The following is a 13,716-nucleotide window of genomic DNA, read 5'->3' on the forward strand; positions in this document are numbered from 1 at the left end:
TTAGCTTATGTCCTTTATCGGAATTACTTTTTCGGGTTGATCACTGCGCATGGCTATCCGCTGACGAATTTCTTTTTCCAGCTGATCGACCAATGATTCGTTATCTAATTTATGGTGTGGTTTTCCATCGCGGTACAGCAGATTTGGTGAACCACCTGTCAAACCGATTGCAGCCTCTTTTGCTTCTCCCGGACCATTCACCACACAACCAATGACAGCAACATCCATTGGCTCGATAATATCTTCCAAACGAGCTTCAAGTGCATTCACGGTCGAGATAACATCAAACTCCTGTCTGGAGCAGGATGGGCAGGCAATCAGATTAATGCCTTTACTGCGGATTCGCAGACTTTTCAGAATATCAAACCCAACACGAATTTCTTCGATCGGATCAGCTGCCAAAGAGACGCGAATGGTATCACCAATACCTTCAGCCAATAACATTCCCAGACCAATTGCGGATTTAACGGCACCACTGCGCAGGCTGCCTGCTTCTGTAATACCCAAATGCAAAGGTTGTTCAATCTGATCTGCTAATTGTCTATAGGCATGAACTGTCATAAACACATCTGATGCTTTCAAACTGACTTTAAAATCAGGAAAGTTCAGCCGATCCAGAATATCGATATGTCTTAAGGCTGATTCAACCAATGCTTCTGGCGTGGGTTCACCATATTTTTTTTGTAATTCTTTTTCCAGTGACCCCGCGTTTACACCAATACGAATTGGAATACCAAAATCACGCGCTTTATCCACAACCGCACGGACCCGATCTTCGCGACCGATGTTGCCTGGATTGATACGCAAACAATCGACGCCCAGTTCCGCTACACGCAGGGCAATCCTGTAATCAAAATGAATATCGGCGATTAACGGAATATCCACTTGTTTACGAATCGCGCCAAATGCTTCAGCAGCATCCATGGACGGTACAGAAACACGAACCAGATCAGCACCTACTTTTTGCAAACGCTGGATTTGATCAACCGTCGCAGCAACATCCGTTGTTTCGGTATTGGTCATACTTTGCACGGCAATCGGCGCGTCACCGCCAACCGGAACATTTCCCACCATGATTTGCCTGGATTTTCGACGCTTAATAGGTGAAGGCGTATGCATTACGAGTCTCCTCCCAAAGTAAAGCGAGCTACATTTCCGCGTGTATATTCAGAGACATCAATAATCTCACCATCAAATCTGACTGAGGCGGCATTGGCCTGTCCCAGTGAGACCTGAAAAGGCGTGGTCCCAGTCAATTCAACAGTGTTCCCGCCCCTGACTACCCGACTAATCAATACCTGCTGATTGGCATCACGAACTTCAACCCAGCAGTCTGAGTTGATACCAATGATGAGGTCTTTTTGGTTTGCATCGACGACAGTTGACGGCTCAGCCGCTTCGTTTTCCATTAGTTCAATTGTCGTAGATGATTGTTCTGCTAAAGCAGGCTCAGAAGCTGTCAGCGACTCATCCACTTCGTTCAATAATGGCGGCTGATCAGCATTTGTGAACTGCTCAGCATTTGATTCAATTATTGGTATGGAGTCGTCACTGCTCTCCTCGCTTTGTTGTTCTTCTACTGGTTCGATAAACGGTTGACTGGGTAATTCCTCAGCCAGACTGTTAACCTGATGGGTTTGCCATTGTTGATAGGCAAACCAAGCTCCGACAGCAACAATGATCAACAAAATTAATGGCAGCCATGGAAATGCTGATTTTGCTGGTTTAATTTGTTGAATGGGGGCGACCGATGGGCTTCGGCTCTCATTCTCGCTAAACTCTATATTGAACCCTGCAAGCATTTCATCCTGCGGAAGCCCCAGGAACTTTACATAACTCAAAAAATACCCCCGGGCATAGGTTCGTCCATGCAATCTATCCCAGTTTTGCTCTTCCAGATGTACAATGGCATCTCGAGTTACTCTCAGTTGAGCTGCAGCATCTGTAACAGAGATTTTTTTTGCTTCCCGAGCATCACGTAAACGTTTGCCAACATCAACTGATGATGAAACAACACTCGGTTCTTCTGTATGACTCTCAGTCATAAATGTTAAATACCTTCATTGACCATACGCATTTCATCGGAATCCGGGAACCGGGCTCGCATAATTAATTTATAACTGGATACGGCATCCTCATTACCCAGTTTTGACTCAGTTTTAATCGCTGTCAGTAACGACTGGGGAGTCCAGGGCGATACACTGTTGAAACGCTGAACATAAGCCCGGGCTTGCATGTAATTTTTTTGCTCATAGCTCAGATCTGCCATACCCATTAATGATTTACTCAGGTTAGGGTTAATCTGTAAGGCTCGTCTGAAATAGGATTCAGCCTTAACCAAATCCGGAATTTCTCTGGTACACAGACCGGCATTTTCAAATGCCATTGCCGCACTTTGATAAAGCGGGTTTTCAACAGCTTTTAAAAAACGCTTCTCTGCTTCTTCATATTGACCTTGTTGGCACAGAAAAACGCCATAGTTATTCTGTGCTTCAGAATACTGTGGCGACCTACTGACAGCTTCTTTAAAATGTTTTTCGGCCTTTTCATTTTCACCCAAGCGCTGATAAAGCAGAGCGATAGTGTTATGAGCACTTGGTAAATTCGGGTTTTGTTTAAGTGCTTTATCCAGTTTTTCCATGGCGATTTCGTAATCACCACGTTGCAGATAACTTAAGCCCAACTGCATATTCAATTCAGCAGCTTTAGGATCAGGCGCAATGTGTTCACGTGGTCCTGTTGTAGCACATGCAGTGAGCACCATGATTGAGGTCGCCAGAAAACCTATTTGTAAATATGATTTCATCGGACGAACACAACCTCCCGTTCAGCTAATTTCTGAGTGCGACGAGTTTTATCCTGAACTTCGCCAGCCAATTGACCACAGGCTGCCACAATATCATCACCACGGGTTTTTCGTACAGTCGCGACCAGACCGGCAGCAATCAATTGTTCTTTAAAACGATTAATGACATTTCGGGATGAACACTGATAATCGGTGCCTGGAAATGGATTAAACGGTATAAGATTAATTTTATTGGGGATGCCTTTTAAAATTCGAATTAAATCCCGTGCATCCTGTTCTGAATCATTGATACCAGCGAGCATGACATATTCAACAGTGATATGCCGGCGCAATTGCTCACCTGTCACATAACGTTTGCAAGCAGCCAATAATTCAGCAATCGGGTATTTATCGTTTAACGGAATAATCTCGCTGCGTAACTTGTCATTAGCAGCATGCAATGAAATGGCCAGACTGACATGACAGTCTTCTTTCAATCGATCAATCATCGGCACCACACCAGAGGTACTCAATGTAAGTCGCCGCCAGGAAATACCGTAGGCCAGATCATCTCGCATCAGATTCATCGCGGTAATGACATTAGTATAATTAGTCAGCGGCTCACCCATGCCCATCATCACGACATTGGTCACCATTCGATTGCCTTTCGGATCTTTGCCTAAGGCTTCATTGGCAATCCATAGTTGAGCAATAATTTCAGCGGCACTGAGATTACGATTAAAACCTTGTTGCCCAGTGGAACAAAAGGTACAAGTCAATGCACATCCCACTTGAGAAGACACACATAACGTGCCTCGTCCGTTTTCAGGAATAAACACCGTTTCAATCGAATTATCACCATCCATTTTGATGATCCATTTGCGGGTACCATCAGTGGATATATGTTCGTGTAGTAATTCCGGTACACGTATTTCGGCAATTTGACTCAGTTTTTCGCGCAGGGTTTTACTTAAATTGCTCATCTGAGCAAAATCAGTAACGCGATATTGATGAATCCATTGTAAAAGCTGGCGCGCACGAAAGGGTTTCTCATCGATTTCGATGAAAAACCCTTCCAGACCTTTCAGATCCAGACCAAGCAGATTGGTCAATGCGGTTGCCATCAGTTAAAGACTAGCGTGTGCGAGCGCACAATTGATCGTCAGTGAAGAAGTAGGCAATTTCTCGTGCGGCACTTTCAGCTGAATCTGAACCGTGAACTGCGTTTTCATCGATGCTTTGCGCAAAATCTGCACGAATAGTGCCTGGTGCTGCATCAGCAGGATTAGTTGCACCCATCAAATCGCGGTGAGTCATCACAGCATTATCACCTTCCAGAACCTGGATCATCACAGGACCAGAAGTCATAAAGCTCACTAAATCACCAAAAAACGGACGTGCTTTATGTTCAGCATAAAAACCTTCCGCTTGCTGTTGTGTAAGATGCACCATGCGGGCAGCTACAACAGAAAGACCGGCTTTCTCAAAGCGTGAGTAAATCTCGCCTATAACATTTTTTGCTACCGCGTCCGGTTTGATAATTGACAATGTACGTTCAGTCGCCATGTGTATCCTCATTGATTGATTGGATTAAATCGACATATTCTAGCATCTATAGGGCTCAGAGATAGAAGCGTTCCAAGAGTTTTTATTAAGCAGGCAATTTTGCTTTGGATTTGATGACAAAACCATTACCATCAGCAGACTATTTTTGATAAAACTCAAATGCAAATTCGATGATAAATAATACATTTAAACGTATCGGTCTGTTTATCCGCAAAGATGATCCTGTGTTGGAATCGGCCGTAATTCAAGTCAGTGAATTCCTGCACTCCCGGGCTTTAAAGGTATTAAGTAATGAGCCAATGAGTTTTTTACCTGGCCTTGAGGTGATTTCAATTGCCGATTTCCCGTCAAAATGTGATCTGACGATCGCCATTGGTGGTGACGGCACCATGCTCTCAGCCTCAAGAGCATTAGCTGGCTTTGATTTACCCATCGTCGGAATTAATGTGGGGCGACTGGGTTTTTTAGCAGATGTGACGCTTACCAACCTGCAATCCCAGTTAACCCGGATTCTGGATGGCCACTATCGTCATGACAGTCGTTTTTTACTACAAGCGCATCTGAATAACGCGGAACAGCCAATCTGTATCGCCATGAATGATGTGGTAGTGCATTCTCACCAAAGCCTGCATATGATTGAGTTTGAAACCCACATTAACGGCCGGTTTTTAAATAGCCAACGCGCTGATGGACTGGTTATAGCCACACCGACAGGTTCAACTGCTTATGCGATGTCAGCTGGCGGTCCTATTCTTGATGTGGATCTGGATGCGATGGTACTAACCTCCGTCTGTCCACATACCCTCAGTAACCGGCCCTTAGTTATTGCAGCAAGCAGTGTCATCGATATCACATTGAGTGAAAAAAACATTACGACTGCGATGGTTACCTGTGACGGACGTCCAGGTCATTTACTTGAACCCGGTGATAGTATCCGGATTCAAAGACATCCTAACCGCATTGATTTACTGCATCTCGAAGATCATGATCATTATTCAATTTTACGTGCCAAACTGGAATGGGGCCGAAAACTGACATGCTGACTGCGTTAACTGTTCGCCAACTGGCGGTCGTGGAAGATTTATCCTTAACTTTCAAATCCGGTATGACATCACTGACAGGTGAAACCGGGGCCGGTAAATCCATTCTGGTTGATGCCCTGGGGTTGGTTCTGGGTGATCGTGCTGATTCAAATATGGTTCGTCATGGCAGTGAACGCGCTGAAATTGAAGCCAGCTTTGATATCAGCAGCAATCCGGCATTACAAGACTGGCTCAAGGATCAGGAACTGGATGATGACGATCAATGTCATCTTCGCCGGACCATAAGCCGGGATGGGCGATCGAAAGCTTATATCAACGCTCGCCAGGTTCCGCTCAGCCAACTTCGCAATATCAGTGAATTAAGCATTGATATCCATGGCCAGCATGAACATCAATCCTTATTACGTGCTGAAACCCAGCGAGAGTTACTGGATATTGTAGCGAATAATAAAGCCCCCCTTAAGGCCCTCAAGCAAGCTCAGGCTGAATGGTTGCAAATCCAGCAACAACTGGCTGCAATACGTCAGCAATCTGAACAGCAACTGGCCCGTCAGGAATTATTGAATTATCAGATCAGTGAGCTGGAACCATTAGATTTAACAGATAGCAGCATTGAACAGTTGTTGCAGGAACAACAACAATTAGCTCATGCAGCCCAGTTACTTCACACTAGTGAATCTACTCTGCATCACTTGTTTGATCAGGATCAGGGCGCAGCGTATGACCTTATCGGTTCTGCTCTGGCAGAACTGGAAAAATTACAGCAATATGAACCTCGCTTTGCCGAGATTATTGAGACTCTGAACAGCGCGGCGATCAATCTGGATGAAACGGCTACTTCCCTTCGCCATTACCTGGACAGTGCCGATCTGGATCCGTCCCGGCTTGAAGCGGTTGAGACGCAGCTATCGGTTTTGCATGATCTGGCGCGTAAGCACCATGTCGAAATTGAAAGTCTGCCAGCCCACTATCAGGCTTTGTGTGAAGAGTTAAACAGCCTTTCCCAATCCCAACAAAACCAAACTGAACTGGCGCTGAAACTGAACTCTTTGGAAAAGCAATGCCTGGAGTTGTGCGCGCAAGTCCGTGCAAACAGAAAGCAACATGCAAAACCGCTGGCAGAAACCATTACTGAATCTATTCAGCAACTGGCTATCCCGGCTGGACGTATAGAATTTGTTATTCGACCTTTTGAGGAAGGCAAATTCAGTGAGCATGGCGCAGATCATATTCAGCTGTTAGTCAGTACTAATCCCGGCCAACCGGCAGGCGAATTAGCCAAAATTGCGTCAGGTGGAGAATTAGCACGAATAAGTCTGGCGATTCAGGTCGTCACGGCTGGCAAGCGAAGTGTGCCGACTTTGATATTTGATGAAGTGGATGTAGGAATTGGTGGCGGCGTAGCGGAAATTGTTGGCCAGCATCTCAAATTACTGGCATCTACCCAGCAAGTGATTTGCATTACCCATTTGCCTCAGGTGGCGGCGCAGGCCCATCAGCAATTACAGGTTACGAAAATTCTGGGTGAAGACAAGACCCACACTGAAATAAGCGACCTTAATCGCGAGCAGCGTATAGAAGAAATTGCCCGAATGCTGGGTGGAATGAACCTGACCCAGAAAACTCGTTCACATGCTGAAGAGATGCTGGATCAGGGACAACGTTAATTACCGTTCTTTTTGGCAGTCTTCGCGGTTACAAATGCCATAAATGTAAAGGCTGTGGTCAGTCATTTCAAAACCATTTGCTTTAGCAATTGCTCTTTGCCGCTCTTCAATGACCTCATCGTAGAACTCTATAATACGGTTACATTTCACGCAAAATAAATGGTCATGATGTGCGCCATCTTCCAATTCAAATACCGCATGACCACCATCAATATTCAGTCGGGAGACCAGCCCCGCACCTTCGAATTGGGTAAGCACACGATAGACAGTTGCCAGGCCGATTTCTTCGCCCATTTCCAATAAGGCTTTGTAAACATCTTCAGCACTTAAATGGCGCTGTTTGGAGTGTTCCAGTATCTCCAACACCTTCAAACGTGGCAGAGTAATTTTCAATCCCGCTTTTCTTAAATCTTGTCTTTCCATTATTATTGTTGCCTCGTAGAATAGTTACGAATAGCGTATCATCGCACTTTCGTCATCAACACAGAAACAAATACTAAATGAAAAGCCTGCTTATTTATAGCCTTTCCTTGGTTATTCTCACTCTCAGCGCCTGTAGCAAAGATAAAATCCCGGGTGTTTATCGAATTGATATTCAGCAAGGTAATCAGGTTACCCAGGAAATGCTCAGCAAACTAGAGCCCGGCATGACCAAAAGCCAGGTGTCATTTGTGATGGGAACGCCGATGTTAATTGATGTATTCCATCCAAACCGTTGGGATTATATTTACAGTTTTCATCCGGGAAATGGTTCTCGTGAGCAACGGCGGATTACATTGTATTTTGATGAAGCCGAAACACTTGATTATATTGACGGTAACACCCGTATTGTTGAAAACATTCAATTAACGGAAGATCAGCGCACCGATACCAATGTTGTGGTGCCTCTCACCGAACAGAAAACAGGCATTTTCAATAGTATGTTGAACTTGATTGGCCTCGGTGAAGAAACCGTCGAAACCATTGATGACGATAACGAAACTGATCCAGCTGAAAAAGAACAGAAAGAAGCGCTACCGGAAAATACAAATGACCGGATGGGAGACCAACCAGCAGGTCAGCTTCCGGATATTCAGTAAACGCTTAACCAGTTGATTCCTGAACCGGTTCAAATTCACCGGTTTGGGAATTAAAACAAAGTAATTCACCTGCGGCCAAATCAAAATACCATCCGTGTAATGTCAACCGGCCATCTTCGACACGTTCCTGTACACATTCAAAACTCATCAGATTATCCAATGAGACTAAAACGGCCCGTTGTTCACAGGCTTTGAGTTGTGCAGATTCATCACCATGATGATGCTTTTTGACCCACTCTTTTGCTGGTTGCGCGATTGATACCCATTGATGGATAAACTTGGAGTTTTGCTGTCCATCATCTTCCCATAACGCTCTTATACCCCCGCAGTTAGCATGTCCCATGACTATGATGTTCTCGACCTGCAAATTGTTCACCGCAAACTCAAGTGCGGAGCTGGTACCATGATGCAGGCCATCAAGTTCACAAGGTGGTATCAGATTGGCCACATTTCTTACGGTAAACAAATCCCCTGGATCACAATCCGTCAAAATTGCAGGATCGACGCGAGAGTCACAACAACCGACCATTAAGGTTTTCGCTGGCTGTCCGGTTTTCATGCTGGCGTAAAGACGACTGTCCTGACCAAAATAGTGTTTTTTAAATCGCTGAAAACCTTCAATTAATCTATCTGTATTAGCCATTATTTATACGTGTCTCAAAAACGTTAAAAAAGGATTATGTTGTTTCTCATGTGCAATGGTAGTAACCGGCCCATGACCGCTATGCACTCGCAGATGTCCTGGTAATTGCATCAATCGTTGCAGACTCTGCTGCATTATAGCCGGATTTCCCATTGGCAGATCAGTTCGCCCTACGCTGCCGGAAAATAACGTGTCTCCTACGAAAATATCCTGCTCATCATAGTAACAACCCTGTCCTGGAGTGTGCCCCGGGGTGGAAATAAACCTCAGTGTGGTCTCACCTAACTGAATTTCATCACCATCATCCACTAGATGATCAATGCGACCGCATTGGCGATTAAATGCTGGTTCACCAAACCAGTCACCCTGGACAGGTAGTGTTTCAAACAGTGGGAGTTCTTTTCTCGGTAAATACGTAGGCACATCAAACTGCTTTTGCAATGCAATTAAACCGCCTGCATGGTCGAGGTGACCATGAGTTAATAATATCATCTGGATATCCGGCAGAGGATGGATAGCCAGAACCTTTCTGACTAATTCATCCGTTTCGCCAGTGTCAACAATAGCACTCATTCCAGTTGCTTCATCCTGAATCAAATAAGTATTGACCTGAAATGCACCAACGGTGAAGCATGTAATGTGCATCTGTTATGACTCCCAAAAAAAAGCAGCTGGTCGCTAAACCAGCTGCCTTGATAGTCTTATTTGCTAATGACTATTTGTCTGTTTTATTCTGCGTTTCACGCGCTAAACGCATATTGTTTTCAAACCAATCACGTTTGATTTTCTGGGTACGCGCCAGATTGATATTGGCCTCATACCATTTCTGTTTGATATCTGCATGCGGGTCGGGATGCAAGTTCGCTTCATACCATTTTTTATGGCTTTCACGCGCCGCTTGCAGGTTGGCTTCATACCATTTTTTATCACTCGCAGTCTGTTCATCACTGAACTCATACCAGTGTTTGTCGGTTGGTGTTTGATCGAGATTCGCCTCATACCATTTGCTGTGCTGCTCACGAAATTTATCAAGATGCGCCTGCTGAAAGCGTTTTTTCCAGTCGGTATCACCCGCCTCTTTGAACTCATACCAGTGTGTTTCAGTAGGCGTATTATCCAGATTCGCTTCATACCAGTGCTGCCGGTTCGCTCTAACCGTTTCAACGGCACTGCGTAAATTGGCTTCATACCACTTTTTCTTGGTATCAAGATGATCCACCATATTGGCTTCATACCAGTGCGTATCACGTTTTTGTGCAGGACGCTGATTGGCTTCATACCATTTAGCATTTTCACGGGCCACGTGAGTATTGTAGGCAAACCAGTCACGTTTTATCTGCTGTGTACGCGCCAGACTGATATTGGCTTCGTACCATTTCTTTTTGATATCCGCATGGGGATCGGGATGCAGATTCGCCTCATACCATTTCTGGTGACTTTCACGTGCGGCCTGCAGATTCGCTTCATACCATTTCTTATCACTGGCAGTCTGTTCATCGCTGAATTCATACCAGTGCTTGTCCGTTGGTGTTTGATCCAGGTTGGCCTCATACCATTTATGATGCTGCTCACGGAATTTAGCCAGATTGGCCTGTTGCCAGCGTTTTTTCAGATCACTGTATTGTGAATCGGCAAACTCATACCAATGCGTTTCAGTGGGCGTATTATCAAGATTCGCTTCATACCAATGACGATTTGCCCGCACTGTTTCAACAGCACTACGCAAATTGGCTTCATACCATTTTTTCTTGGTATCAAGATGTTTCACCATATTGGCTTCATACCATGGACGATCAGAATGCTTAACAGGATTCTGCGCCGCTTTGTACCAAGGCAGTTTTTTCATTTTATCTCTCACTGCGTTTGCGGATTGCAACTTAGCTTTAATGCTGGTTATCGTTGCGTGATTGGTCTCGTACCACTTTGTTTTAATATCTATTGTGCTACTCATTGTGTTTACCTCTCAGGGTAGTTTTACAATTCGATACTACCCCAGAACTAAAGCGTACTACAAGTAAAACCATGCGATGACGCATAGAAAACAGATCTCATTCAAAGCAATGCTTTTCAGCTTTTACCCTTTGCAACATGGCAATTTTCTGCTCAATCTGTTGCGTACGTCTTGCTTCTTTTTCATCGACCAGGGATGAATAACCCAGATAAGCCAATCCCAACCATCCTTCGACAACCGGAATCGTATCAAAAACAATTAACGTAGCAGCCAGTTTGTTACTGCCATCGTCATAAAAGCCAGGTTTGTAACTATATCGGTATGGATGAAGCTGATTAATCGCACCATCAATTTCAACACAGCTATGCTTACGAATTTCGTCCGTAATTTCAACTACGGGTGGCTCGTAATAAATGGGCTCTGTTGGAACTGGCACCGGTGTTAGGGCCTGCACCGGAAAAGCTATCAATATAAATACCAGACTGTGCAGTTTAATAAAAAATTGATTTTTCATAATTGCATACCTTTCAATAAGCGTGTTTGCTTGATCTGGTTAACGGCAGACATATCCCGGACTAAAGCCTAATCACTGGCTTCGTGACTAGACTCTTTATCATGTTTATGCAACTCAGCCCAATTAGCCAATCTTGCTGCTACAGCCGCATTAAAACTATTTTCAGGGTAATTTCCCTGCTCATCTGCCACGCCAACTTCGTGATCAGTTAACACATTGATTGCATCAGCAATATCATCAACGGCATAAATATGAAATAACCCATTCTCGACAGACTGTCTCACCTCAGGCTTTAACATCAAGTGCTGCATGTTACTGCGCGGAATAATCACTCCCTGTGACCCCGTTAATCCCACCAGATTGCAGACATCATAAAACCCTTCAATTTTTTCATTGACTCCGCCGATTGCCTGAACATGACCAAACTGATTCATTGAACCGGTAATTGCCATGGATTGTTTCAACGGAATTTTAGCAATGGACGATAATAAGGCACATAATTCAGCGACTGTCGCGCTGTCTCCGTCAATCTCACCATAGTTCTGTTCGAACACAATACTGGCCGCCATGGATAGTGGCTTGTCCGCTGCGTAAAATGACCCCAGATAAGCCGCCAGAATCATTACACCTTTTGCATGCAGGTTGCCACCCAATTCTACCTCACGTTCGATATCGATTATGGCATCATCGCCATAGCGGCAACTGGCGGTAATTCGGGTGGGTTCACCAAAGTGAAAGCCACCGATACTTAAAACGGATAAACCATTCACCTGACCGACACGTTTGCCACGCACATCCAGCTGAATGATTTGCCGCTGGATTTGCTGATAAACCACAGAGCGCACCCTATCAACCCTTCTGAGACGTTGCTGCAAGGCATGATCGACGGCATCAGCGGTGATTTCCGCTTGTTGGTATTTTCTTGCCCAATAAGCCGATTCACGTAACAGATCGGTCATATCCCCAATATGCAATGACAACTGCTGGCCATCGTTGATGGATCTGGCCGCATATTCGATCATCAATGCAACTGCCCCTTGCTGTAAGGCCGGCAAATGTTCATTCATTGCGGTTGAGGCAATCAATTTAGCCATTTGCATATGCGTTTCTGCTGTACGCGGCAATTCATCTTCCAAATCAGCCAGCACTTTAAATAACCCTGCAAATTCAGGATCCCATTCATAAAGCTGATAATACAGATCACGATTTCCCAACAATATAACTTTTGCTGATAACGGGATCGGTTCAGGTTCAAGTGACACCGTTGCCACTAAACTGTAGGTACGCTCCAGATTTTCCAGCGGGATCTCAGCCGCTTTTAAAGCGGCTTTCAAGCCTTCCCAGGCAAAAGGCTGTTCTAACAGCTTTTCGGCATCCACAATCAGAAAACCACCATTGGCCCGATGTAACGCGCCAGCTTTGATCAAAGTAAAGTCGGTAACCAAAGCCCCCATCATCGCCATGTTCTCAACACACCCCAACAGACTCTGATGATTTGGTTGATTCAGATACACCACCGGTGCGCCATGCAGTTCGGCATTATCCACAATCAGATTAATCTGATAACGTTTCAGGCAATTATCAACATGAACCTCTTCCTGACGCTCTTCATTTTTCAGAAACATCTCGATATTGCGTTGGATATCAAACTGCATATCATCAAAATAATTCTGTAATAGCTGGGATTTCGGATATGCGTGGCGTAAAAAATCTATTTGCCGGGTAACCACTTCCAAGGCCACCTGATCATTGAGCGAAGTAATTTTATTTGCTGTGTCATGTTCCCATTCATGAATTTCGCTCAACGTTTCCTGCATCGCCACCTGCAATTTAGCAATGGCTTCTTCGGTTTCCATTTTTTTGGCATAGGGAAGATCTTCAAAATCTTCTCCCGATAAAGGTTCACCTTCATGTTGTGCAGCAAAGGCATATGCACCATCTTCCATTCTCAGTAACACGACACCATGTTTATCCGCTTCAATCTGCAAAGCTCCGAATAAACGCACCCGATGCTGACGACTGGCCTCCTCAATGGCACGAAGCCGTCCCCGATAATATTCATCATCAAAGGCATACGGTAATTGTTGCTGCAGCTCTTTAATGACACGCTCAATATCCAGCTTAAGTTGCGCACCTTCTCCGGCAGGTAATGACAAAGCTTTGGGTTGCTGGGGCAGATCGAAATTATGCAAATAGGCCCAGTCTTTTGCATCTGGCCGGCTGGCGCTATGTTTGGTGAGAAATTCACTGACAAGTGACTTTTTCCCCATACCCGCCTCACCCATTACGTAAAGGTTGTAACCATCAGCCTGAATATTCGCTGCAAAGTCAATCGCTTCGCGAGCTCTCTCCTGACCAATCAACCCTGTTAAAGGCTCGACAGTAGCCGTAGTTTTGAAGGGAAGATCAGCCGGATTACAGGCATGGTAAAGTTGTGACGCAGCAAGTTGAGTAACAGGCATGGATAT

14 protein-coding genes are annotated in these 13,716 nt (G+C 44.9%); 3 read left to right on the forward strand and 11 right to left on the reverse strand.

Going from position 1 to position 13,716, the window contains the following annotated elements:
* Genes ispG through ndk form a run of 5 tightly spaced genes read right to left on the reverse strand, consistent with a single transcriptional unit; the run spans position 1 to position 4,351 of the window.
* Positions 1 to 1,119, reverse strand: a complete 1,119-nt coding sequence (ispG, locus tag B2W60_RS03275) for a flavodoxin-dependent (E)-4-hydroxy-3-methylbut-2-enyl-diphosphate synthase (RefSeq protein WP_292362639.1) — start codon at positions 1,117 to 1,119, stop codon at positions 1 to 3.
* Positions 1,119 to 2,045, reverse strand: a complete 927-nt coding sequence (locus tag B2W60_RS03280; RefSeq protein ID WP_292362638.1) for a RodZ domain-containing protein — start codon at positions 2,043 to 2,045, stop codon at positions 1,119 to 1,121. The genes ispG and B2W60_RS03280 overlap by 1 nt, the downstream gene beginning before the upstream one ends.
* A 5-nt stretch (positions 2,046 to 2,050) precedes the next feature.
* Positions 2,051 to 2,806, reverse strand: coding sequence for a type IV pilus biogenesis/stability protein PilW (gene pilW / locus B2W60_RS03285; protein ID WP_292362637.1), 756 nt, complete (start codon positions 2,804 to 2,806; stop codon positions 2,051 to 2,053).
* The gene (gene rlmN, locus B2W60_RS03290; RefSeq protein WP_292362636.1) at positions 2,803 to 3,909 is read right to left on the reverse strand and encodes a 23S rRNA (adenine(2503)-C(2))-methyltransferase RlmN; all 1,107 of its coding nucleotides are present in this window, start codon (positions 3,907 to 3,909) and stop codon (positions 2,803 to 2,805) included. The genes pilW and rlmN overlap by 4 nt, the downstream gene beginning before the upstream one ends.
* 10 nt (positions 3,910 to 3,919) lie before the next feature.
* Positions 3,920 to 4,351, reverse strand: coding sequence for a nucleoside-diphosphate kinase (gene ndk / locus B2W60_RS03295; RefSeq protein WP_292362635.1), 432 nt, complete (start codon positions 4,349 to 4,351; stop codon positions 3,920 to 3,922).
* A 170-nt stretch (positions 4,352 to 4,521) separates the two neighbouring features.
* On the opposite strand from ndk, the gene B2W60_RS03300 reads away from it, so the two are divergent.
* Positions 4,522 to 5,394, forward strand: a complete 873-nt coding sequence (locus B2W60_RS03300) for an NAD(+) kinase (RefSeq protein WP_292362634.1) — start codon at positions 4,522 to 4,524, stop codon at positions 5,392 to 5,394.
* The gene (recN, locus tag B2W60_RS03305; protein WP_292362633.1) at positions 5,388 to 7,061 is read left to right on the forward strand and encodes a DNA repair protein RecN; all 1,674 of its coding nucleotides are present in this window, start codon (positions 5,388 to 5,390) and stop codon (positions 7,059 to 7,061) included. Before B2W60_RS03300 ends, recN begins: the two co-directional genes overlap by 7 nt.
* Here the strand turns inward: recN and fur are convergent, their stop codons facing one another.
* Positions 7,062 to 7,490, reverse strand: a complete 429-nt coding sequence (fur, locus tag B2W60_RS03310) for a ferric iron uptake transcriptional regulator (RefSeq protein ID WP_414673298.1) — start codon at positions 7,488 to 7,490, stop codon at positions 7,062 to 7,064.
* A gap of 71 nt (positions 7,491 to 7,561) precedes the next feature.
* Between fur and B2W60_RS03315 the strand changes: the two genes are divergently transcribed.
* Positions 7,562 to 8,140, forward strand: coding sequence for an outer membrane protein assembly factor BamE (locus tag B2W60_RS03315; protein WP_292362631.1), 579 nt, complete (start codon positions 7,562 to 7,564; stop codon positions 8,138 to 8,140).
* Between the two features lie 4 nt (positions 8,141 to 8,144).
* Here the strand turns inward: B2W60_RS03315 and B2W60_RS03320 are convergent, their stop codons facing one another.
* The 5 genes from B2W60_RS03320 to B2W60_RS03340 form a co-directional block, all read right to left on the reverse strand.
* Positions 8,145 to 8,783 carry a carbonic anhydrase gene (locus B2W60_RS03320; protein ID WP_292362630.1) on the reverse strand — a complete coding sequence of 213 codons (639 nt, stop codon included), beginning with the start codon at positions 8,781 to 8,783 and terminating at the stop codon, positions 8,145 to 8,147.
* A 3-nt stretch (positions 8,784 to 8,786) separates the two neighbouring features.
* Positions 8,787 to 9,428 carry an MBL fold metallo-hydrolase gene (locus B2W60_RS03325; protein ID WP_292362629.1) on the reverse strand — a complete coding sequence of 214 codons (642 nt, stop codon included), beginning with the start codon at positions 9,426 to 9,428 and terminating at the stop codon, positions 8,787 to 8,789.
* Between the two features lie 70 nt (positions 9,429 to 9,498).
* The gene (locus tag B2W60_RS03330; RefSeq protein ID WP_292362628.1) at positions 9,499 to 10,629 is read right to left on the reverse strand and encodes a hypothetical protein; all 1,131 of its coding nucleotides are present in this window, start codon (positions 10,627 to 10,629) and stop codon (positions 9,499 to 9,501) included.
* A gap of 202 nt (positions 10,630 to 10,831) precedes the next feature.
* Complete coding sequence (locus tag B2W60_RS03335; protein ID WP_292362627.1) at positions 10,832 to 11,248, reverse strand: hypothetical protein; 417 nt, start codon at positions 11,246 to 11,248, stop codon at positions 10,832 to 10,834.
* A 68-nt stretch (positions 11,249 to 11,316) separates the two neighbouring features.
* Positions 11,317 to 13,710 carry a Lon protease family protein gene (locus tag B2W60_RS03340; RefSeq protein WP_292362626.1) on the reverse strand — a complete coding sequence of 798 codons (2,394 nt, stop codon included), beginning with the start codon at positions 13,708 to 13,710 and terminating at the stop codon, positions 11,317 to 11,319.
* Positions 13,711 to 13,716: the final 6 nt, after the last annotated feature.

This window comes from Methylophaga sp. UBA2496 (assembly GCF_002341635.1).
Classification (GTDB): domain Bacteria; phylum Pseudomonadota; class Gammaproteobacteria; order Nitrosococcales; family Methylophagaceae; genus Methylophaga.